The 21,902-nt window shown below is 74.3% G+C and carries 20 protein-coding genes; 2 read left to right on the top strand and 18 right to left on the bottom strand.

Annotated elements, in window-relative coordinates; genetic code table 11:
• Positions 1-5: 5 nt before the first annotated feature.
• The 18 genes from OP04_RS18525 to OP04_RS18440 all read right to left on the bottom strand — a co-directional run bounded on the left by OP04_RS18525 (position 6) and on the right by OP04_RS18440 (position 19,491).
• The gene (locus OP04_RS18525) at positions 6-1,838 is read right to left on the bottom strand and encodes a DUF6519 domain-containing protein (RefSeq protein ID WP_051798277.1); all 1,833 of its coding nucleotides are present in this window, start codon (positions 1,836-1,838) and stop codon (positions 6-8) included.
• A 21-nt stretch (positions 1,839-1,859) separates the two neighbouring features.
• Positions 1,860-3,764, bottom strand: a complete 1,905-nt coding sequence (locus OP04_RS18520) for a phage tail protein (RefSeq protein ID WP_033340962.1) — start codon at positions 3,762-3,764, stop codon at positions 1,860-1,862.
• Positions 3,761-5,995: a putative baseplate assembly protein gene (locus tag OP04_RS18515; protein ID WP_051798275.1), complete on the bottom strand. Its 2,235-nt coding sequence runs from the start codon at positions 5,993-5,995 to the stop codon at positions 3,761-3,763. Before OP04_RS18515 ends, OP04_RS18520 begins: the two co-directional genes overlap by 4 nt.
• Positions 5,992-8,193 (bottom strand): baseplate J/gp47 family protein, encoded by a 2,202-nt coding sequence (locus OP04_RS18510; RefSeq protein WP_051798273.1) that lies wholly within the window; start codon positions 8,191-8,193, stop codon positions 5,992-5,994. The genes OP04_RS18515 and OP04_RS18510 overlap by 4 nt, the downstream gene beginning before the upstream one ends.
• A gap of 2 nt (positions 8,194-8,195) precedes the next feature.
• On the bottom strand, positions 8,196-8,552 hold the full coding sequence (locus OP04_RS18505; RefSeq protein ID WP_033340961.1) for a GPW/gp25 family protein: 357 nt from the start codon (positions 8,550-8,552) through the stop codon (positions 8,196-8,198).
• Between the two features lie 3 nt (positions 8,553-8,555).
• Positions 8,556-8,873, bottom strand: coding sequence for a hypothetical protein (locus OP04_RS18500; RefSeq protein ID WP_033340960.1), 318 nt, complete (start codon positions 8,871-8,873; stop codon positions 8,556-8,558).
• Entirely contained in the window at positions 8,873-9,373 is a 501-nt protein-coding gene (locus OP04_RS18495; RefSeq protein WP_198153882.1) for a phage baseplate assembly protein V, read from the bottom strand. The genes OP04_RS18500 and OP04_RS18495 overlap by 1 nt, the downstream gene beginning before the upstream one ends.
• Positions 9,370-10,500, bottom strand: a complete 1,131-nt coding sequence (locus tag OP04_RS18490; protein ID WP_051798271.1) for a hypothetical protein — start codon at positions 10,498-10,500, stop codon at positions 9,370-9,372. The genes OP04_RS18495 and OP04_RS18490 overlap by 4 nt, the downstream gene beginning before the upstream one ends.
• Complete coding sequence (locus OP04_RS18485) at positions 10,497-10,784, bottom strand: hypothetical protein (protein WP_033340958.1); 288 nt, start codon at positions 10,782-10,784, stop codon at positions 10,497-10,499. Before OP04_RS18485 ends, OP04_RS18490 begins: the two co-directional genes overlap by 4 nt.
• Positions 10,781-11,392, bottom strand: coding sequence for a CIS tube protein (locus OP04_RS18480; RefSeq protein ID WP_051798270.1), 612 nt, complete (start codon positions 11,390-11,392; stop codon positions 10,781-10,783). Before OP04_RS18480 ends, OP04_RS18485 begins: the two co-directional genes overlap by 4 nt.
• Before the next feature lie 216 nt (positions 11,393-11,608).
• Entirely contained in the window at positions 11,609-12,748 is a 1,140-nt protein-coding gene (locus OP04_RS18475; RefSeq protein WP_033340957.1) for a sialidase family protein, read from the bottom strand.
• Positions 12,745-13,494 (bottom strand): HpcH/HpaI aldolase family protein, encoded by a 750-nt coding sequence (locus tag OP04_RS18470; protein ID WP_033340956.1) that lies wholly within the window; start codon positions 13,492-13,494, stop codon positions 12,745-12,747. The genes OP04_RS18475 and OP04_RS18470 overlap by 4 nt, the downstream gene beginning before the upstream one ends.
• 10 nt (positions 13,495-13,504) lie before the next feature.
• On the bottom strand, positions 13,505-14,443 hold the full coding sequence (locus OP04_RS18465) for an aldo/keto reductase (RefSeq protein ID WP_051798267.1): 939 nt from the start codon (positions 14,441-14,443) through the stop codon (positions 13,505-13,507).
• Complete coding sequence (locus tag OP04_RS54685) at positions 14,440-15,228, bottom strand: ABC transporter ATP-binding protein (protein WP_051798266.1); 789 nt, start codon at positions 15,226-15,228, stop codon at positions 14,440-14,442. Before OP04_RS54685 ends, OP04_RS18465 begins: the two co-directional genes overlap by 4 nt.
• Positions 15,225-16,031, bottom strand: coding sequence for an ABC transporter ATP-binding protein (locus OP04_RS54680; protein WP_051798264.1), 807 nt, complete (start codon positions 16,029-16,031; stop codon positions 15,225-15,227). Before OP04_RS54680 ends, OP04_RS54685 begins: the two co-directional genes overlap by 4 nt.
• 49 nt (positions 16,032-16,080) lie before the next feature.
• Positions 16,081-16,962, bottom strand: coding sequence for an ABC transporter permease (locus OP04_RS18450; protein ID WP_033340955.1), 882 nt, complete (start codon positions 16,960-16,962; stop codon positions 16,081-16,083).
• Positions 16,959-17,894, bottom strand: a complete 936-nt coding sequence (locus OP04_RS18445) for an ABC transporter permease (protein WP_033340954.1) — start codon at positions 17,892-17,894, stop codon at positions 16,959-16,961. Before OP04_RS18445 ends, OP04_RS18450 begins: the two co-directional genes overlap by 4 nt.
• A gap of 4 nt (positions 17,895-17,898) precedes the next feature.
• Positions 17,899-19,491 (bottom strand): ABC transporter substrate-binding protein, encoded by a 1,593-nt coding sequence (locus OP04_RS18440; protein ID WP_157239992.1) that lies wholly within the window; start codon positions 19,489-19,491, stop codon positions 17,899-17,901.
• Between the two features lie 179 nt (positions 19,492-19,670).
• Here OP04_RS18440 and OP04_RS18435 point away from each other — a divergent pair, with 179 nt between their 5' ends.
• Positions 19,671-20,876 carry a four-carbon acid sugar kinase family protein gene (locus OP04_RS18435; RefSeq protein WP_051798262.1) on the top strand — a complete coding sequence of 402 codons (1,206 nt, stop codon included), beginning with the start codon at positions 19,671-19,673 and terminating at the stop codon, positions 20,874-20,876.
• Positions 20,873-21,874, top strand: coding sequence for a 4-hydroxythreonine-4-phosphate dehydrogenase PdxA (pdxA, locus tag OP04_RS18430; protein ID WP_033340953.1), 1,002 nt, complete (start codon positions 20,873-20,875; stop codon positions 21,872-21,874). Before OP04_RS18435 ends, pdxA begins: the two co-directional genes overlap by 4 nt.
• The last annotated feature ends 28 nt before the right edge of the window (positions 21,875-21,902 follow it).

Here is a 21,902-nt window from a genome sequence, read left to right as displayed (position 1 = left end):
CCTCCTTACCAGAAGAGACGTGATGAGTCGAAGGTGGACGCGCTGTCGTCGAACAGCGCGCCCTGGAGCAGGTCGATCCAGAACCACATGGTGAAGTCGGCGCCGCGCACGTCGTCGACGGTGGGCAGCACCAGGTCGGTGCCGTTGTCGGAGGGGCGGAAGCGGGACAGTGCGAGCCCGTTGAGCACGCGTGCGGGGTGGTCGGCGTGCCGGACGGCCCGCCCGATGACGGTCAGCCGGCCGAGCATGCGGGTGTCGTGGCCGCGTCTGGCCGCGTCCAGGACGGTCCGGGGCAGCCAGGCGGCGAACGCGGCCGACGGCGTCCATCGCAGGTCCCGGCCGTCCGTGCTGACCGTGGCGGCGATGGTCAGCGGCTGGGACCCGACCGGAATGCCGGTGTCCGGGAACGGCAGGTCGAGGGTGATCGTGCAGACGGCGGTCCCGGCGGCGCCGACGGGGGCGATCGGGCCGTCCAGTGTGAGCGTGATGCCGCCGAGCAGGTCGTGCAGCCGGATGGTGGTGTCGTTGCGCAGGTCGTCGCCGGTGCGGGCCAGGCGTACCCGTTCCAGGTGCAGGCCGGCCGGCCATTTCGGCGCCGGCGGGTCCGGGCGGGCGAGGGTCAGCGGTGCCCACAGCGCGCGGCAGTCGCCGACCGGGTTCCAGATGTCGTCGCGCAGGTCGAGGAGCGCGATCGCGGCGTAGGTGTGGTGCACGCCGTCGGGCGGCCGGTAGGCGGGGGTGCCGTCGTCGTCGCGGGGCCATTCGACGTCGCCGGTCAGGTCGGATTCGGCGGTGTCGAGCGCGGCGGTCCGGGCCGGGATCAGCCAGTGGTCGCCGGTGCGGTAGGTCCCGTCGGGGTCGAAGGAGACCTCGACGCCGTCCTCGATCGGGATCCAGCCGTCGGTGATCGGGAGCGCGTCCGCCGAGTCCCAGCGGCGCACGATCGCACCCTCGGACGCCGTGAAAGCCACCGGAGTCGTCGTCCGCAGCGCGGTGCCGGTGACCTCGCCGAGCACGGTGAGCAGGCCGGGTTCGCCGCGCCGGGTGCGGCCCAGGTCGGTGATCTCGACCAGGTCGCCGCGGGAGAAGGCGTGGCCCGGCGAGTCGAGGTGCAGCGTGTCGCCGTCGACGTCGATCAGCCGGGCCGCGACCGAGCCGTTGTCGCGCGACCACAGGAACGTACCGCCGGCGTGGATCTCGACCCGGTAGAGCTGGTTCTCCAGGCGGCGGTATCCGGCCGCGGGCGGGATCAGGGACGGGCCGTCGCCGGGGGTGCCGGGTTCGGCGCGGGCCCGCAGCCGGCCGCTCACCTCGGCGCCGGGCGGGGTCCAGGGTGCGGCCACGTCGGCCGGCCGGATTCCCGGGTCGTCGACCCTCAGAAAACGGGCCTGCCACACGGTACGACTGCGGGTGGCGGTGTCCGGCCCGCCGAGCGCGACCTCGCGCAGCGCCGGGCGTTCCAGCGCGGTCAGGTGCTCCCGGAACACGTCCAGGTAGAGCACGTACCGGCCCTCGTCGGCGGGCAGGGCCACGCCGGGCAGGTCGGGTTGCGCGCCCACCGGGGTGTCCGCGTCGTTCTCGCAGAGCACGCCGTCGACGTAGTAGTGGCCGGCGGACAGCACCGGGCCGTCCGGGCCGGTGCTGACCGCGAACCCGGCGGTGCCTGACGCGGCCCCGTGCGCGCCGATCACGTCCCGGGCGGTGGTCTCGTCGAGGTGCTGCTGGATCTCGGCCTGCTCGTTCCAGTCGGCGTCCACGGCGACGCGGCCCTGCTGCAGCAGCACCGCCCGGTAGTGGTGCCCGCGGCGGAACGTGCGCCGGGTGAAATCGCCTTTCATCGCCCTGCCTCCATGCCGTGCTCAGTCCGCATACCGGATCCCCGCCTCCAGTCCGAACCGGAGGTGCTCGTCGAGGTGGGCGGCCAGGTCGCCGGTGTGCCGCCGGCCGTGGAAGACGCCCATCTCGCCGCCGTCGTCCGCGCCGCGCGCGATCGGGGCCGGGCAGCCCGCGGTCAGCCGGCAGTAGCCGGGCTCGCGCGGGTCGAGTGAGGTGAACGCGGGTCCGATGCGGCGGGCCGAGGCCGCGTCCGCGGGCTGGCAGCGGTACCGGCGGGGCACCCGGGAGTCCAGCGGCGCGTAGCTGAACCGCAGGTATCCCTGCTGGCGCCACACGACGTCGGCGCGGCCGCGCAGGATGCTGCCGGAGACGGTGAGCGTGCGCGCGGACGTGCGGCCCAGCACCGTGCACTCGTCCATGGTCACGTCGGCCGGTTCCGCGTCCAGGTCGGACGAGAGCGCGGTCTTCCGCAGAACCAGGGAGGGTACGTCGGTGAGGCGCACCGTCCCGGCGGACGAGTGCAGCAGGTGCGCGGTCAGCCGGGGGTTGGGTCCGGTGGTGACGGCGGCGAGCGTGCACGAGGACAGCACCAGCTGTTCCAGGTCGCCGTCCGCGACGTGCACGTCCCCTTCGACGGAGAGCCCGTCCAGGACCAGCGCGGTCGCGTCGGCGGCGTTCCCGGCCGGTGCGCTCACCCGCAGGCCGGTGGCCAGGTGCGGGCGGTGCCCGTCCGCGGCCGTGATCAGCAGCCGGGCGCCGTGCGGCAGCACGATCTCCGGCAGCGGCCCGGGGTGGGTGGCGCTGTCCGCGACGACGATGACGCCGGTGCCGGGGCCGGTCCGCGCGTTCCAGGCGTCGAGCGCGCCGGCGAGTGTGGTGCCCGGCCCGTTCCGGCGGACGGTGACCGTCCAGTCCGGGTCGTCCGTCCACGGGGTGCCGGCCGCGGCCAGTGCCTCCGCGCGGGTGGCCCGCCGGTCCCACGGGCCCGCGCCGAGGTCGCCGGCGGCGCCGTAGTGGAAGCTGACCCGGATCCGGTCCGGTGTCTCGCCCGGCGGGACGGTGAACCGGCCGAGGTGCGGGTCGACCGCGACGAGCCCGGCGGCGGGCCGGGCCCATCCGCTCAGGTCCGCGCTGACCAGCGTGGCGGGCCGGTCGCCGAGCCGGACCTCGACGGCCGGCTCCGGGCCGCCGGGACCGGGCCGGGTCAGTGCGCGGTGCAGCATGAGCCGGGTCAGGCGCTGCGGGACGTCGGCCTCGGTGCGTCCGGTGGCGATGCCGGGCGGCCGGATGAAAAGCGGGCGGTCGCGGCCGGCCGGGTCGAACGTCCACCGGCCCGCGTCCGGGTCGACGGCGCGTGCGTCCCAGCCGGTCGCCGGGTACGCCTCCAGCCGCCACACGTGCAGCCCGACCGATCCGATGTTGTGCAGGCCGCGGCCGCTGTCCGCGTGCCGCACGTCCACGGTGCGGGGCACGGTGTCGAACGCGGTGCCGATCGCGGCGGCCAGGCCGGGGTCGCGCAGCCGCGGGGTGCGCACGTTCGCGGGCCGGGGATGCCGCAGGTGCTGGGTGGTGACGAGCAGCCGGAAGTACTCGACCGCGCGTACCGGGCTGCCGGTGACGGCGCGGGCCACGTCCGCGAGCGCGGCCGGGGTGCCCTTGGCCCGCCGGTGGGCGAGCGCGTCCGCGACCAGCGCCCGCCGCCCGGTGACGGTCTCCGGGCCGAGGCCGAGCAGTTCCCCCAGGTACGGCAGCATGTCCGGCGCGCACGTCTCCACGAACGCGTCGTCGTAGAGCGTGTCGATGTCCTCGCGCAGCCGCAGCAGCTCGCCCTCGACGACGGCCAGCAGCGCGCGCAGCGGATGGCCGAGCTCTGCGTCGCGTGCGCGGTGGACGGCGGGGAGCAGGTCGTACACGGGCCGGTCGGTCATGCGGGCATCTCCGTCACGGTGATCGCGTCCGGCGCGACGACGAGCAGCTCCGCGGCCGTCCGGGCGCGGGCCGGGGCGGCGGAGAGCACCTGGGCGACCGCGGGCGGCCCGCCGGCCGGGTGCAGCGCGGTGAGGCGCACGGACACCACGCCCGGCACGGTGTGGATCAGCGCGGTGACCTCGGCCGCGGTGAGCGGCGTGCCGAACTCGCGCCGGTCGAAGCCGTAGGCCGCGGCGATCGTGGCGGCGACCGGGGTGAGGTCGTGGCCGGGCGCCATCAGCACGCCGGCGCCGATCGTGACCACGGTCCGCCGGCCGTTGCGCAGCACCATCGGGGGCCCGGACCGGCCGGCCGCGGTCAGCGCGTCGCGCAGCGCGTCCAGCGTGCCGGCCGGGACGTCGTCGCCGCCGGGGCCGGTCACGGTGAGGTGCACGTACGGCGCGGTGCCGGTCCGCAGCACCGTGGCGGCGGCCTTGGCGATCCCGGCGAACGAGCGGGCGAACAGTTCGTGGTCGGCGAGCGACACCACGCGGTCCGGGGCGCGGGTGGCGCGGGGCACGGCCCGGCGGGCGTCGGCGACGGTGTCCGGTGCGGTGCCGCCGGTGGCGGGCATCGGGTTCGTCACCGCGCGGATGCCGAGCGGGCGCAGGGGCAGCAGCGTCAGTGTTCCGGCGCGCACGTTGCCGTCCGGCCCGACGCCGGTGCGGTAGCGGGCGGCGACGTTCTCGGTGCCGGACGGCGGCCGGGCGCCGTGCCCGCCGACGCCGAACAGCACGGTCGCGGTGCCGTCGTCGCCGATCCGGACCGTGTATCCGCGCTCGTGCGGGCCGAGCTCCTCCAGCGAGGGCCGCGGCTGCCAGGCGGCGCCGCCGACGCGGACCTCCAGGGCCGCGCGCACGCCGCCCGGCACCGGCGCGGAGAGCTGGGTCAGGTGCGGGCGCCGCAGCCGGAAGTGCTGGCCGGGCGTCCCGTCGCCGCTGCCGAGCACCTCCGCGGCGGTCTCGCCGTGGGTGGCGGCGACGACGTTGCCGAGCACGACCAGCGTGGCCGGGTCGATCGGCTCGGGCAGCGGTGCGGTGAGCGTGAGCAGCGTGCCGCCCTCGGCCGGCACCGCCTCGGCGACGGTCGCGGCGGCGGCCACGTCCCCGCCGGTGACCAGCACGGGCGCGCCCGCGTCCAGGCGGACCGGGCGGTCCAGCAGCAGGACCGGTCCGGCCGTGGGCGCGGTGACCGGCTCGTCGGCGAGCGTGAGCGGCGCGGATCCGGCGTGGACGACGGCGGTGCGCCGGTCGAAGCCGGACAGGGCCGTGGCGCCCTGCAGCCGGACGCGGGTGACCGGCCCGGCGAGCCCGAAGCCGGCGGCGTTGCCCGGTGCGGCGTCCAGGACGGTGAACAGTGCCTCCGTGTCCGGGCCGCGCAGCAGCAGCCACCCGCCCGGCACGATCTGCGGATGGTTCCCGTCCAGTTCCAGCGTGTCCCCGTCGAGCGGGAAGCCCGGCCAGTCGCCGGTGCCGTCGTCGCCGGACGCGGACCGGGCGGCGTCCGGGATGAGCCGCCAGTCGGGGGCGTGGTGGCCGAAGACCGCGGTCCGCACCGGCAGCGTGTGCAGCGCCACCGCGCGCCGGGACAGCGACGCGTCCAGCGTCACCAGCGTCTCCGTGGCCGACGACGCCACCTCGCGCAGCGTCCGGGTCTCGGGCGCGCCGCCGTCGCCGACGGCCAGCACCGGGTCGCCGGGCCGCAGCCCGTGGGCCGGGCCGGTCAGCCGGATCCGGGTCGTGCCGCGGCCGGGGCGCTGCGGGGTGTGCTGTCGCAGCGGGATCGCGTTGCGGTCGGCGTACCCGATGAGGTCGTCGCTCGTCTCGAACGTCTGCGGTGACTCGTCCTGGCCGGGGACGCTCTGCACCGCGGTCCCGGCCGGGACGAGCACCGCGTCCGGGGAGTCCACGGTGAACGCCAGCAGCGTCGACGCGGACAGGCCGGGGAACAGCTCGTAGCCGACCGACCGGCCCAGCTCCAGCAGCGAGCGCCGTTCGGTCGCGGTGCGCAGCACGCCCTCGGCCGCGATCGTGGCCCGGTAGAAGCCGGCCACGTCCGCGACGGTCGCCCAGGCGTCCAGCAGCGCCGTCGCCGGGTCGCCCGGGTCGTCGACGGCCAGCCCGGGGAGGTCGCGCCGCGCCGCCGCCAGGCTCCGGGCCAGCACCTCGGCGTGGCCGTCCCGTGCCCTCATGCGCCCTCCACCATCCGGAAGTCGATCCGGCCGTGCTCGGGCCGGTTCGGGTCGCTGAGACAGACCGGCACCTCGCGCGCGCCGACGCGCAGCACGCCGGACTCCCACTCGCCCGCGGCGGGCCGTCCCCAGCGCTGGAGACGGCCGGCGCCGGTGTCGACCCGGGCCACGCCGGTGACGGACATGGCGGTCGCGATCAGCGCGCTCAGGTGGATCGGCCGGCCGAAGCCGAGCTCGTCCGGGTGGAAGTACGCGCCGAACCGGTCCGCGAGCGCGCGCCTGACGTCCTGGCCACGGTGGCCGGGCGCCACGTGCACGGTCAGGACGATGTCCAGCGGCACCCGGGCGGCGGTGGACACGCGCACGTCGCCGCCGGCCATCCGGTGCCGGTCCAGCAGCGCCGCGACCTGGTCGCGCAGCGTGGCGTCGTCGGCGCGGGCCGGGTCGACCACGACCGACTCGGTGTACCAGGAGCCGGTCCAGACGCGGGCGGCGACGGCACGGCGTACCCGTGGATGGGTGGTGGCCAGGTCCGCGTGGTCGGCGTCGGTGACCGCGCGGGGGCCTCTGCGGTGCGCGACCGGCGCGACCTGCCGTGCCTGCGCGGTCGGCTCCGGCGCGGCGCCGCCGCGGGCCGGGAGCGGGTTGCGGACCGTGACGCCGGCGATCGGGACGGCCAGCCGGGTCAGCGCGTCCCGGCCGACGTTCCCGGCCGGGCCGCCACCGGTCCGGTACGTGACCGTGAACGCGCTGCCCGGCGACGGTGCGCGGCCGTCCACGCCGTCGCCGAAGCGCAGCAACGCCCGGCCGTCGTCCTCGGTCTCGGCCACGCACCACGGCGTGAACCGGCCGGCACCGACCAGGTCGGGCACGACCGTCCACCGGGTGGTGCCGTCGGTGAGCGCGACCACGGCCGGGACCGCGTCCTGCGGGCGCACGTCGAGCGCCGCGGCCGCGGGCCGGGTGAGCGCGTCGCCGTGCGTGTACGGCACCGCGTGGGCCAGCCCGGTCCCGGCCAGCCGCGGCCGGTACCGCCCCCGGTCCGGCACGACCGCCGGGACCAGCGGCTCCGGCCCGGCGAGCGTGCCGTGCTCGGCGAGCGCGACGTTGCCGCGCGCCACCGTCACGCCCGGCCACAGCCGCAGCGGGAACGGGGTCGCGTCGCCGGCGTGCCACCGCACCCGCACCAGTGCCGTGTCGCTGAGCGGGTCCGTCTCCGGCACCGGGTCCGCGGCCAGCCGGACCGGGTGCCGCAGCGCCGCGTCGCGGGTGTCCTCCAGGATCAGCACGTCCCCGGCCGCCAGGCCGAGCCCGGTCCCGCCGACCAGCGTCGCCTCGGTCGCGCCCGCGTCCAGGACCGCGAACTCGTCGCCCCAGGCGTGGAACCCGATGGCGTTGCGGGCGTGCCGGGCGGTGACCGGGTGCAGCGTGTGGAAGACGCCGCCGGGCTCGCCGGTCCCGGCCTCGGTGCCGGTGTCCAGCACCGTCCCGTCCGCGGCCGCGGTCACGCCGAACGTCAGGAACACGCGCGCGGCCGCGCCCTCGTGCATGCGGTGGCCGAGCAGCCGTGCGTGCCGGCGCACCGACACCCGGCGGCGGGCCGTGCCCAGGTAGGCCTCGGTGGCCACCGCGTCCTGCGCGTACGCCAGCTGGTCGCCGAGGTAGGCGAAGATCTCCAGGATCGTCACGCCCACGTCGGCCGGGTTGCGGTCGGTCCAGCCGGGCAGCAGCAGCGCCATCCGGTCCAGCAGCCGCTGCCGCAGCCCGGCGTAGTCGCGGTCCAGGTAGTCGCCGGCCGGCGTCCACGGCGCGGTGACCGGCGCCGGGGCGGGCGGCCGCGGGTCGAACCCGTCCGGGCGGTCCTCCGTGAACGAGACGCCGATCCGGGCCAGCACCGGGTCGAAGCCGAACCGGACCGGATCCGTCACCGTCAGCTGGTACGCGGAGAAGTCCCCGGCCGCGGCCGTGCGGACCACGAGCATGCGCGGGCCGAGCTCCGCCGACGGCCGTGCCCACTCGACGCGGACCGGCCGGCGCACGCCGCCGGTGACCGCCACGGTCAGCCCCTCCGGGACCGGGTGCAGGCAGCGCACCAGCAGCGTCCGGCCGTCGTCCTCGGCCTCCACGCCCTCGAACCCGTTCAGCGTGCCCTGTGCCCGGACCGCGGCCAGGCGCGCACGACGACCGTCGACCGGCATCGTCACAGCGCCCGGGTGAACACGGCCGTGCGCGTCTGCGCGGCGGCGGGCGTGCGGTAGGCGACGGTGACCCGCAGCGTGCCGTCCTGCACGGTCACGTCCACGGCCGCGATCTCCACCTCGTCGGCCAGCCACTGCTGCAGTTCGGCCTGTACCAGCGCCGTGGTCGCGATCGCGATCTCGCCGGACACCGGCTCGAAGACGAGCCTGCGCAGGCCGCTGCCGAAGTCCGGCCGGTTGACGCGCTCGCCCGGCGAGGTGAACAGCACCTGCTCGATCAGGCCGCGGGCGTACGCGTCGTCGTCCACCGCGCCGGTGCGTCCCCGGCCGTCGAGCCGGAACGGGAATCCGATGTGCACGCCTCAGACCCCCTTCGCCCGCTGCTGCGGCCCGGCCACGGTCAGCGGCGTGCCGGTCGGCGTGCAGACCGCGCGCGCGTCGGCGAGCACCGCGGGCACGCCGCCCAGCCGGACCCGGGACGCGGGCGTCACCCACTGGGCGGAGACGCACGGGCCGCCGCTCTGCGACGGCAGCGCACAGCCGGTGATCGTGTACGGAGCGGCGGCGGTGACGGCCGGGGCTCCCCCGGCGCGTACCCGGGGGAACGGCTGGGTCGCGCGCGCCTGGCCGCCGTGCGCGCAGACGACCGTCGTGGCCGAGGTCAGCAGCGGGCCCGGCATCAGAGCACCTCCAGCGCGCCGTCGTTGACCGCGACCGACGTGCCGGACAGCACGATCTTCGAGGCGCCGACGCTCAGCTCGATCCCGGCGGAGGTCAGCGCGAGCACGGCCGGCGCCGTGACCAGCGGCGGCTCGGCCCGCACGGTCACGCCCTTGCCGCCCTGGAGGTCGTCGACGGTCACCGTGATCCCGGGGGTACGGAAGACCTTGGTCGTCGGCGCGGCCGGGCTGACCGGCAGTTCGCCGTCGCCCCAGAAGCACCCGGCCCAGATCGGCACGTCGGGGTCGCCGCCCTCGAACTCCACCCAGACGTAGGCGTCCACCGGCGGGATCGCGTAAAGGCCGACGCCGGGGCCCGCGTACGGCACGCACGGCATCGCCCAGCTCGTCCGGCCCGCGCCGAGCACAGCCGGGCAGCTCACCTGGATCCGGCCGAGGTGCTTCGGATCGGTGTTGCCGGTGACCCGGCCGCGGTACTTGCCGAAGAACGCGGCCATCATGCTCCTCCGCGGGTGAGCGTGAACCTCTGCGTGTGCGCGCCGCCGCCCTCCAGGACGTGGACGACCCGCTGGATGAAGTAGTCGCCGTCGATCCCGAAGCCGGCACCGCCCACCTGCACGACGCCGCCCGGGACGAGCACGGTGGGATACCAGGTCGTGTTCACCTCGCCGGTCACCACCTCCGCGTCCGGTGCCGCGGCGACCATGCCCTGGGCTCGGGCGAACGCCTGGGCGGCGGTGCGGCCGCTCTCCGGGAACAGCACGGTGCGCGTGGCCGGGCCCGGCGTCGCGGGCGTCCGGACCGGCACCACCGCGCCGGTCACCGCGTCCTGCACCAGGCCGTCGACCCGGACGGCGGCCAGCGCGTCGTGCCGGTAGGTCAACTGCTGCACGTTGCGGTCCTTCTCACCGAGCGAGATCGGCGGGAATTTCTTCGTGACCCATCGCCTCGGCCCCCAGTTGGCACTGCTGCCGCCCCCGTCCGCGACCACCTCGAAGACGTGCCCGCAATGCTTGGCCAGCCTCGACAGATAGGCGCGGTCGGTGCCGCGCTGGACCGGTATCCGCTCGGTCCGTGCCGGGCGGTCGCCGCCGCCCGGGGCGATCACCTTTGAGATGACCTTCTCCGTGACGTACCCGTCGAGGATCTTCTTGGCCGTCTCGGCCGCGTTCATCTGCGGATGCTCGGCGGCCTTCTCCTTCAGGTCCATCAGCACGCTCAGATCCTCGCCGGTGATCGTCATCTGCCACTCGCCGAACGACCCGGCCGACGTCAGCTCGCGATGCGTGACGACCCCCTCCGCGAGCAGCGACTCTTCGCCGTTGAGCCACAGCTTGCAGCGCACCCGGTCCAGCAGGCCGAACTGCGCGGTCACCGCCGACCGGGGGTCGGCGGGCTTCCCTGCCCCCGGTACGGCGGGCCCGCTGAAGAAGAGCTGGAAGGCCATGCCGGAACCGGAGGTCACGGCGATCTCGGCCCGCTTGAGGCCGCTCACATTGCTGATGACCTGCGGATCCTTCGGTCCGGTCAGGACGGTCAGGACGGTCAGCCTCGACGCGTCCTTCTGCCGTGGGGCGCCCGAGCTGAAGTCGAAGATCCGGACAGCGATTTTGTCGGCGGGTTTCATGCGCGCGGAAGCGGTACGCGCACCGGGCCGCCGACCCGGTCGGCCGAGGTCAGCTCGTCCGGGTGTGTCACCGGCGCGGCATCGCAGATCCGCCAGAACTGTGCGGGGTCGCCGAGGTACGCCGCCGCGATCAGGTCGATCCGGTCGCCCGGCGCCACCGTGTGCACCGCGAGCGTCTGCTGCGTGTCCGCCGGCGGGAGGAACCGGCGGCGCAGGTAGCGCACCTCGGGGTGGCCCGGCACCCGCAGGGCGGCGATCTCCGTGTCGGAGTAGCGGCCGGTCACAGGCCCGCCTGCAGGATCGAGGTGCCGGTCCCGACGGCCGCGAGCGTCTCCTTGGCGAGCCGGTGCGCCCGGAACAGGTGGTGGCCGGGGTGATCGGGCGGCAGGTCGTAGGTGGACAGCACGCGCAACTCCAGGTCGACGCGGGCGCGCAGCGGGGTCAGGTCCGCGTCGTACGCCTGCTCGGTGATGGTGAATCCGGACAGCCGTACCGGCAGCACCCGGCCGGGCCCCCACACGAACAGCACGGTCGGGGCCTCGTCCGGCGTGATCTGGATCGTGCCGGGCCGGGCAGGCGTGGTGTCGGCCGGGTAGAGCATCATCTCCAGCGCGGACAGCTGCGGGTAGACGCCCAGCGGTGACACCGGGTCGGCGGTCGCGTCCAGCTCCACCGAGAGCGAGATCGTCTCGATCGGCGGTCCGGCGAGCCGGGTGATCCCGGTCCGGGTGCCGCCGAGGTCCGAGTCGGCGTGCCGGGCCTGCAGCCGGCGGGACATCCCGTCCGGGTTGTACTGGAAGGCGATCGCGCCGACCGGCGGCCCGGCCCGGCGCACGGCGACCAGCGCGCCCCGGGAGACCCGAAACGCGCTCCGGTCCCCGTTCATCACCATGCCGCCGATGATGTCCGACCACCGTCACCACGCCGTCAACCCGGCGTCACACACGATCGGCGCTCGATGACCACCCCCGGAACCGGCAGGGAGCCCACTACCGCCCCCTGAGCGGAGTGAACGCTCTGCTTCTGCGGCCGACCGGTGCCCGCGGGAGCGACGCTGCCGGACCACGCCGGAGGCGGGCGATGAAGCTCTTGATCGTGGGCTGTGACCTCACACCTTCGGCACGTGGAGGTAGGCGATGGCCTGCCGGTGGTGGGTCCAGGCGATCCGGGCGCCCGCGCCCGCCGGGACGACCGTGGGATAGCTGAGCTCGCGGTTGCGGCCGTCGCGGGAGTTGTTGGACAGCGCGTAGCCGTCACCGTCGGCGAGGATGCGGCGGCCGGACCAGGTCAGGCCGCCGTCCGTGGAGGCGGCGAGGACGAGCGGTGCCCGGGGCGCGCCCCAGAAGGCGGTGCCGTCGTCGTCGACCGGGCGGGTACGGGGCGTGGCGTCGTCGATGATGCCGTCCGCGTCGATCTCGTCGTAGAGGGAAACGCGGCGGGCGGTGGCGGTGGCCCGGCTGCTGTCGTTGTAGGCGATCAGCGTCCGCCCGTCGTCGAGCGTGCACGCCTGGATCGAGGAGTTGTTGTTCGGCAGCACGGTCGGCGCCGGGGCGGTCCATCGCAGACCGTCGTCGGAGGTGCTGCGGTAGACGTGGTCCGCCCAGCGGCTGCGGTAGAAGGCGATCAGGCCGGGCAGCACGTTCATGTGCACGCAGCCGGTCGACTCCGGCACGACGCTCTCGTGCCAGGTCACGCCACGATCCCCGGTCCAGTGGACGCTGCTGGTGTCGTGGTCCCCGGACCAGGCCCGGCCCGGCGTGCGGCGGCAGGTGAACGTCGGCAGCAGCCACCGTCCGTCCGGCAGGATCACCGGCGGCTGGCGGACGAAGACACCGCCGTCGGGCGTGCTGAGCAGGTCGCGGGTGGGTCCCCAGGTGCGCCCGGAGTCGGCGGAGACGCGGGCGCGCACGACCGCGGTGTCCTGGTCGCCGGCGTGCTGGGCGGTGTGCAGCAGCCACAGGTCGCCGCCGGGCGCGGTGAACAGGACCGGGTTCTGTTCGGAGCGGGCCGGGTCCTCGCTGAGCGGGACCGGGTCGGTCCACCGGTCGCCGCCGGCGGGCAGCCGGGAGAACCACACGGTGATGTCCGCGACGCCCTCCTGCGTGCCGCCGAACCAGACGCAGCCGAGGTCGCCGTCGGGCAGCACGGCCAGGTTCGCGGCGTGCGCCTGGACGGTCCGGGTGGGCAGGAACGCCGTCAGCGCGCCGTCCGGCCGGGCACGCAGGACACCGTCGGCGAGCAGCGTCATCGCGCGTCCCGCAGGTGCCCGGCGGCGACGTTCTCGAGCTGGACGAGGTCGGAGGCGACGCTGGCGAACGTGAACCCCTGGGCGAGCCGCCGGGCGGCCTCGGCGCCGCTCGGGGTGTGGATGCCGGCGGCGATCCCGGCCGCGGCCGCCGCGGCGGCGACCCGGGCGACGGCCGCTTCGAACTCGTCGTCGACGGCCGGGTCCGCGGGATGTGCGCCGCCGATCGCGATCCGCAGGTCGGACGGTCCGACGTAGACACCGGTCAGGCCCGGGACCGCGCAGATGGCCTCGACGTTCGCGAGCCCGCCGGCCGTCTCGATCATGGCGAGTGTGGCGACGGCCCGGTCCGCGTCGGCCGGGACCGGCCCGATCCGCAGCGCGGAGCGCATCGGCCCGTAGGAGCGGATCCCGCCCGGCGGATAGGTGGCCGCGGCGACCGCGCGGGCCGCGTCGTCGGCCGTGTCGATCAAGGGCACGATCACGCCGTACGCGCCCGCGTCCAGTGCCCGGCCGATCAGCCCCGGGTCGTTGGCGCCGACGCGGACCAGCCCGGCCGCGCTCCCGCCCGCGTCGATCGCCATCAGGCCGCGGACCATGCCCTCGTAGCCGATCAGCCCGTGCTGCAGGTCGAGGCAGACGTAGTCGTAGCCGAGCCGCCCGATCCGTTCGGTGGAGATCGGCGAGTCGAGGGTGACCCAGTAGCCGAGGACGGTGTCGCGACGGCGCAGGCGTTCCGTGATGGTCATGCGGTCCCTCTCAGCGGTTGTACGCGGGCATCGGGCCGGACAGGGTGGCGCCGGCCTCGTCGCAGGCGGCGACCAGGTCGGCGGGGAGCGGGCCGTCGGCGGCGGCGTCCAGGTTCGCGGTCAGCTGGGCGGGCTTGGAGCCGCCGAGCAGCACGGCGCCGACCACGTCCCGGGCCAGCAGCCAGCGCAGCGCGAGCGCGGGCAGCGCGAGACCGGCGTCGGCGGCGATCCGGCCGAGCGCGTCGACGGCGTCGAACAGCGGCCGGTTCCAGTAGCGTTCGCGGTACATGGCGGCGAGCGGTGAGGAGCCGAAGCGGCCGTCCGTGGGTGGCGTGTCGAGCGTGTGCCGGCCGGTGAGCAGGCCGCCGCCGAGCGGGTTGTAGACGACCGTGGTCAGCCCGTGCGTGAGCGCGTACTCGGTGTACTCGGCCTCGATGCGCCGCGCGACCAGGTTGTAGAGCTGCTGTGCGATGACCGGTGCCGGTGCGCCCGCGGCCCGGCAGGCGGCGGCGACGTCGGTGATCTGCCAGGCGGCGTAGTTGGAGACGCCGACCGCGCCGACCAGCCCGTCCTTGACCAGGTCGGCGAGCGCGGTGGCGGTCTCGTCCAGCGGCACCGACCGGTCCGGCTGGTGCAGGTAGAGCAGGTCGACCCGGTCGGTGCCGAGCCGGCGGAGGCTGGCCCGGACGGAGGCGTGGATCGCCGGGGCGGACAGCAGCGGGTGGCCGTCGCTGTCGCCGGGGTAGATGCCGACCTTGGTGGCGATCGACACCTCGTCCCGCCGGCCGCGCAGGATCTCGCCGAGCAGCACCTCGCTGCGGGTGCCGGCGTACCCGTTGGCGGTGTCGAAGGTGGTGATGCCGCGGGCGAGCGCGATCTCGACCATCTCGCGGGCGGCCTCGGGTGTGGCCGTGTCGCCGAACGTCATGGTGCCGAGGATCAGGTTCATGCGGTACGCCTCGGCTTGCGGCCGGTGATCAGGGCCGGTTCGAGGACGGATCGGCGCAGCCGCCGGGTGTACTCGTGCCGCGGCCGGCGCAGCACCTCGTCGGTGACGCCCTCTTCCACGATCTTCCCTCCGTTGAGGACCAGCACCCGGTCGCTGACCGCGCGGACCACGCCGAGGCTGTGCGAGATGAACAGGAACGTCAGCCCGCGCTCGCGCCGCAGGTCGGCGAGGATGCGCAGGATGTTCGCCTGCACGGAGACGTCCAGCGCGCTGGTCGCCTCGTCGCAGATGAGCAGGTCGGGTGCGGCGGCGAGCGCGCGGGCGATGCCGATCCGCTGCCGCTGGCCGCCGGAGAACTCGACCGGTTTGCGGTCGGCCGACGACGCGGGCAGGCCGACGCGTTCCAGCAGGACGGTCGCCTCCTTCTCACGGTCGCGGCGGCTGCCCTGACCGAGGCGCCGCAGCGGTTCGGCGACGATCTGCCGGGCGGTCAGGTGCGGGTCGAGCGATCCGTACGGGTCCTGGAACACCATCTGCATGCGGTGCCGCATCGGGCGGATCTTGCGTTCGGGGAGCTGGGCCAGGTCCGTGCCGTCGAAGGTGATGGAGCCGGCGGACGGGCGGACCAGGCGGACCAGCGCGCGGGCGATGGTGGACTTGCCGGAGCCGGACTCGCCGACGATGGCCAGCGCGCCGCCGGCCGGGATGCTGAAGGACACGTCGTCGACGACCCGGTGCGGGCCGTAGTCGACGGTGAGCCCGTTCACGTCCAGCAGCGTGTTCACACCGGCACCTCTTCCCAGGGCCCGACCGACGGCAGCGCGTCGAGCAGCGTGCGGGTGTACTCGTGGGCCGGGTTCCCGATCACGTCCTCCACGTCGCCGCTCTCCACGAACTGTCCGGCCTTCATCACGTGGATCCGGTCGCTCATCAGCCGGGCCACGCCGAGGTCGTGCGTGATCAGCAGCAGCGCGGCGCCGGTCGTCTCCTGGATCTCCAGCAGCAGGTCGAGGATCCCGGCCTGCACGGTCACGTCGAGCGCGGACGTCGGCTCGTCCGCGACGATCAGCTCGGCGCCGGTGGACAGCGCCATCGCGATCAGCACGCGTTGCAGCTGGCCGCCGGAGAGCTGATGGGGGTACGCCTTGAGCCGCCGTTCGGGCTCCTTGATGTGCACGTCGCGCAGCAGTCCGACGGCCTTGCGGGTCGCGTCCGTCCTGGACAGGCCACGGTTGCTGATCCTGATCGCCTCGACCATCTGCCGGCCGATCGTCGCGATCGGGTTGAGCGCGGTCATCGGGTCCTGCGGGATCAGGGCCACGGTCCGGCCGCGGAGCGCGCCGATGTGCTTGCGGGTGCCGGCCACGTCCCGCCCGGCGATCTCGGCGTGCCCGGTGATGACGGCGAGGTCGTCGGGCAGCAGCCGGAGCAGGGCCATCGCGGTGGTCGACTTGCCGGAGCCGGACTCGCCGATGATCGTGACGGTCTCGCCGGCGTCGATGTCGAAGCTGATCCCGTCGACGGCCCGGATGACGCCGGCGCCGGTCATCAGGTCGACCGCGAGATCCCGTACCGAGAGGACGCTCATGCCGGGCCTCCCTTGACGATGAGGTTGATCCGATGATTCGCGCGCAAGCTCATGCCTGCACCGCCTTCGCCCGCCGGACCCGGTCGCGGAGTCCGTCGCCGAACAGGTTGACGCCGAGCACGAGCAGCGCGATCGCGGCGCCGGGCAGCGTGACCAGCCACCATTCGCCGGTCACGAACAGCTCGCGGCCGTCGGCGATGATCCCGCCCCAGGTCGGGTAGGGACGCTGGACGCCGGCGCCGAGGAAGCTCAGCGCGCTCTCCAGCAGGACCGCCTGGGCCAGCAGCAGGAGCACGACGACGAGCACCTGGGAGAGGACGTTCGGGATGATGTGCCGGGCGAGGATCTCGACGCGGCGCAGCCCGAGCACCCGGGCCGCGGCCACGTAGGGTTTCTCGCGTTCGACGAGCACGAGGGCGCGGGTGAGCCGGGCCGGTTCCGGCCACTGTGCGACGGCGATGACCAGCGTGATGATCGGGACGGACGAGCCGAACAGCGCCACCACCAGCAGGAGCATCAGCAGCAGCGGCAGCGACATCTGCGCCTCCTGGAGGCGGGATACGGCCGCGTCGACCCAGCCGCCGAAGTATCCGGCGGCGGCGCCGGCGAGCACGCCGATCAGCCCGGAGACGATGATCGCGAGCACGCCGATGAGCAGCGACGTCTGCCCGCCGTGCAGGATCCGGGAGAGCAGGTCGCGGCCGTTGGGGTCGGTGCCGAGCAGGTGCCCGGCGCTCAGCGGCGGCAGCGACGTCTCGCGCAGCGCGCCGCGGACCGGGTCGGGCAGCGGCAGCACGCGGGCGAACACGACCGGGAGCACGACGATGCCGGCGCAGACGCCGCCGACCCACATCTTGATCGTGCTGTACCGGGCCCGGCGGGCCGCGGCCGATCCGCGCAGGACGCGCGCGGGGATGGCGAGGTCGTTCATCTGCGGGCCTCCTGACCGAGGCGCACTCGGGGGTCCATGAGCGGGTAGAGCAGGTCGACGAGGAGCTGGACGATCAGCGCCAGGACCACGGTGACCAGGACGGTCGCCTGGATGAGCGGGAAGTCGCGGCGTTTGAGCGCGTCGACGACGAGTTCGCCGACGCCGGGCCAGCGGAACACCACCTCGACGATGACGACGCCGTTGAGCATGGCGGCGAAGCGGGTGCCGAGCGCGGTCACCACCGGGATGGCCGAGTTGCCGAACGCGTACCCCCAGGTGAGTCGCCGTTCGGAGACGCCGCGGGCGCGGGCGACGCCGATGTAGGGGGCGGCCAGGTTGACGGTCATCTCCCGCCGGACGAGCCGGGAGATGAGCGCGATCTGGAGCACGACGATCGTCAGGCAGGGCAGGACGATCGAGGCGCCGGAGGTGAACCCGGACGGCGGGAACCAGCCGAGGTTCACCGCGAAGATGATCAGGAGGACGAAGCCGATCCAGAAGTCCGGCATGGACTGGCCGGCGATGGTGCCGATGTTGACGCCGAGCTCCTTGGCCGTGTCGGCCCTGCGGGCCATCCAGACACCGAGGGGTACGGAGATCAGCGCGGTGACCACGATCGCCGCCATCGCGAGCGTGATGGTGTAGGGCAGCCGGTCGAGCACGACGTCCAGCGCCGGGCGCCGGAACTGGAACGACTCGCCGATGTCGCCGCGCAGCAGGTGGCCGAGGAACGTGAGGTACTGCTGCGCCATCGGCTGGTCGAGGCCGAACTGCGCCCGGACCGCGTCCAGCTGCGCGCTCGTCGGGTTCGGCGGGGCGTAGTTGACCGCCGGGTCGCCGGGCGCGAGCCGGAGCAGCACGAACACGGCCGTGACCGTGAACCAGACGGTCAGCAGGCTCTGCGCGAGTCGCGTGATCAGATAACGTCGCATCGTCTCAGCCGGAGATCTGGACCTTGGACAGCTCGTACGAGTTCGCCGCCGACAGGTCGAGCGCGGCGACCCGCTTGCGCTTGGCGAGCACGTTGTCCGGGGTCCAGGCCCACATCGCGGGCCAGAGTGCCCAGATCTTCTGCTGGGCCTGGGTGAGCAGCGCGTCCCGTTTCGTGCCGTCGGCCTCGGCGGCGGCCTGGTCGAGCAGCGCGGTGACCTCGGGGACGACGAACCCGTGGTACGTGTCGCGGGTCTTCTCCTTCTCGGCCGTGCCGCCGTACTGGCCGACGAGGTTGGTGAGTGCCAGGCCGGTCTGGTTGCCGTAGCCGTTGCCGAGGATGTCCCAGTCCCCGGCCTCGCCCCGCCGCCAGCTGTTGATCTCGCCGCCCTTGGGTATCTGCGTGAGCGTGAGCGTGACGCCGACGTCGCCGAGCATGGTGACCAGCGCCTCCATCACCCGGGCGGCGCCGGCGAACTCGGAGTCCTCCCAGATGACGGTGAGGTTCAGGCCGGAGACGCCCTCGGCGACGAGCATCTGCTTGGCCTTGGCCGGGTCGAACGTGTACTTCCCGGTGGCGGCGAATCCGGCGAGCGTCTTCGGGACGACGCCCTCGGCGGAGCTGACCAGGCCGTTCATCAGGCTGGAGATGAGCGAGTCGTGGTCGACGGCGTACGTCAGCGCCTCGCGCACCTTCGGGTTGGCCAGCGGGTGCCCGGCCGGCTTGCGGAAGTTGTAGAACAGGTGGATGAGCCGGGTGCCCGGCCCCTGGATCAGGTCGATGTCCGCGTTCTTCTTCAGCGACGCGGCGGACTCGGGGGTGATGGTGTCGATGACGTCGGCGGCGCCGGAGGTGATCGCGATCAGCCGCGCGCCCTCCTCCTCCTGGTAGGAGATGCTGACCTCGTCGAGCAGGGCCTTCTCGCCCCAGTAGTTGTCGTTGCGGACCAGCTTGTACGTGCCGGTGCCGGAGTCCGCGGAGGCGACGGTGAACGGCCCGGTGCCGAGCCCTTCGCGCAGCTCCTCCGCCTTGTTCGCGGCCGCGGGGGTGATCAGGATGTTGGACATCAGCGAGTCGAGCGTGACCAGCGGCTTGGTGGTGGTCAGCGTGAAGGACCGGTCGTCGACCTTGGCGAACGCCGGCTGCTCGGGGAACTGCGAGGCGACGTAGCCGGCCTGGACCTGGAAGTAGAGCCGGATCGCGGTCTCCACGTCCTCGACCGTGACGGGTGACTTGTCCGAGTAGCAGATGTCGTCGCGCAGCTTCACCCGCCAGCTGGTCGGCGAGGTGGCCTCGAACGACTCGGCGAGCACGAGGTGCGGGCGCAGGTCGCTGCCGATGGCGGTGAGCGCCTGCCGCACGGCCCGCTGGACGGTGACGGCGGCGTCGTATTGGTTGAGCTTGTTGTCGAGACTCACGAGGTTGCGGTTGAGCACGATGGTCAGCGTCTTGCCGGTGCCGGCGGCGGTCTGCGGGCCGGCGCACGCGGCCAGCGCCGGACCGAGCACCGAGCCGGCGCCCAGCAGACCGGCGAACTGAAGCAGTGCCCGGCGCGAGAACGCCCCTCCCGGGCCGGCCGTGATGGCTGCTTCGGCCATGGCTTCCTCCTATGAAGGCGGGCGGCAGTGGGTCCGGCATGTCGGTGGTTGTGACCGGCGCCACTGGTGTGCCGGTCACAATGGCATAGTTGCGCGTTGTGCGCAACACCGATAGCGTCTTTCACGTAACTCAATTTTCCGATACCGTTCGCATCCCCAGCAGTACGAGGAGGTGAACCATGCCAGATCTGGTGATCGTCGCGGACGACCTGTCCGGCGCCGCCGAGGCCGCCGCCACGTTTCTGTTGCGCACAACGCGCATAACGATCTCGCTCGATGTGATGGCGGACACGCATCTCATGCCGGGGATCGTCGCCGTCGACACGCACTCGCGGCGGCGGGACCCGCGCGACGCGGCACGGCTGGCCACCGCGGCCGTGGCCGGGCTCGCGGGGGTACCGATCATCAAGAAGGTCGACTCGCTGCTGCGCGGGAACATCGCCGCGGAGGTCGGCGCGCTGACCGCCGCGCTGGACGCGGCCCGGCCGGGTGCGCACGGTGTCGCGCCCGTCGTCGCCACCGCGCTGCCGGCCGCCGGGCGCACCGTCGTCGACGGCGTGCCGCACGTGCACGGCGTGCCGCTGCACGCCACGACGCTCTGGGACGCCGAGCGCAACCCGCCGCCGCACACCGTGGCCGCCGCGCTGCACCCGCTGCCCACTGCGACGATCCCGCTCGGCACGGTCCGGGGCGGCACCGGCGCGCTCGCCACCTGCCTCCGCGACGCGCAGGCGTCCGGCACCGTGGCCGTCTGCGACGCGGAGACCGACGACGACCTCGACGCGATCCACGCCGCCGCGACCCGCCTGGCGCCCGGCGCGCCGCTCGTCGGCTCGGCCGGACTGTGCGCGGCCGCGGCCCGTGCGTACCCCCGCGGTGATGTGCCTGTCACGCCTTTGACCTGCGCGGACGCGGTGCTGATCGTCGCCGGCAGTGCCGCGCCCTCGCTCGACGCGCAGCTGCTCGCACTGGCCGCGGACACCGACGCGCTCCTCCGGCTCGACCCGCACGCGCTGCTGCGTGACCCCGCGGGCGCCGCCCGCGAGACGACCGGCCTGCTCCGGCACACCCGGCACGGGGTCGTCACGCTGCGCCGTACCCCCGTCGACCCTGATCTGTCCGGGCCGCTGGTCGACGCGCTGGCCCGCGCGGTCGCGCCGTCCGCCGCCGACGGCCGGGCCCTGATCCTGACCGGCGGCGAGACCGCCCGCACCGTGCTCGACCTGCTCGGCATCGACCGGCTCCGGCCGTCACACACCGACGGCGGCGCGGTGGTCAGCAGCACCGACACGGGACAGGTCGTCGTGACCCGTCCCGGCAGCTTCGGCACACCGGGCTCGCTCGCCGCGCTGGCCCGCGCCCTCACCTCTAAGGAGCCCGCATGACCAGCCCCCGCATCGCCGTGACCATGGGTGACGGCGCCGGAGTCGGACCCGAGGTCACGGTCCGGGCCCTGCTCGACCCCGCGATCGCGGAGATCAGCCGGTGCGTGGTCGTCGGCGACGCCGCCCGGCTGCGCACCGCCGCGAAGATCGTCGGCGCGGACGCGGACATCGTCACCGTCGACACGCCGGGCGACGCCGTGTTCACCCCCGGGCGGATCAACGTCATCGACCTCGGCCTGCTGCCGGAGGACCTCCCGTTCGGGCAGATCTCCCCGGTCGCCGGCGACGCCGCCTACCACTACGTGCGCGTCGCCAGCGAGCTCGCGGTCAGCGGCGCCGTGCAGGCCATCTGCACCGCGCCGCTGAACAAGGAGGCGCTGCACGCCGGCGGGCACCGCTACCCCGGGCACACCGAGCTGCTCGCGTTCCTGACCGGCACGCCCGAGGTGTCGATGATGCTCTCCACCCACCGGGTCAACGTCATCCACGTGACCACGCACATCGGCCTGATCGACGCCGTCGACCGGATCGAGCCCGGCCTGGTCGAGCGCACGATCCGGCGCGGCCACCGGGCGATGGTCGACGCCGGCCGCCCCCACCCGAAGATCGGCGTCTGCGGCATCAACCCGCACGCCGGGGAGAACGGCCTGTTCGGCCGCGGCGAGGAAGAAACCAAGATCATTCCGGGGGTACGGGCCTGCCAGGCCGACGGCATCGACGCGGTCGGGCCGCTCCCCGCGGACACGCTGTTCTTCCTCGCCGGGCGCGGCGACTACGACCTGGTCGTGGCCATGTTCCACGACCAGGGCCACGGGCCGGTGAAGGTGCTCGGCCTGGAGGCGGGCGTGAACATCACGGTCGGCCTCCCGGTCATCCGGACCTCCGTCGACCACGGCACCGCGTTCGACATCGCGGGCACCGGCACCGCCGACCACCGGTCGATGGTCGAGGCCCTGCGACTCGCCGCGACGATGGCACCACAACCCGTCGCCGGATAACCTGTCCCCTCATCCCGTCAGAACGAGG

The organism is Catenuloplanes japonicus (genome assembly GCF_000717135.1).
GTDB lineage: Bacteria > Actinomycetota > Actinomycetes > Mycobacteriales > Micromonosporaceae > Catenuloplanes > Catenuloplanes japonicus.
Note: the sequence above shows the minus strand (reverse complement) of the source record. Positions and strands in the feature narration are given on the sequence as shown.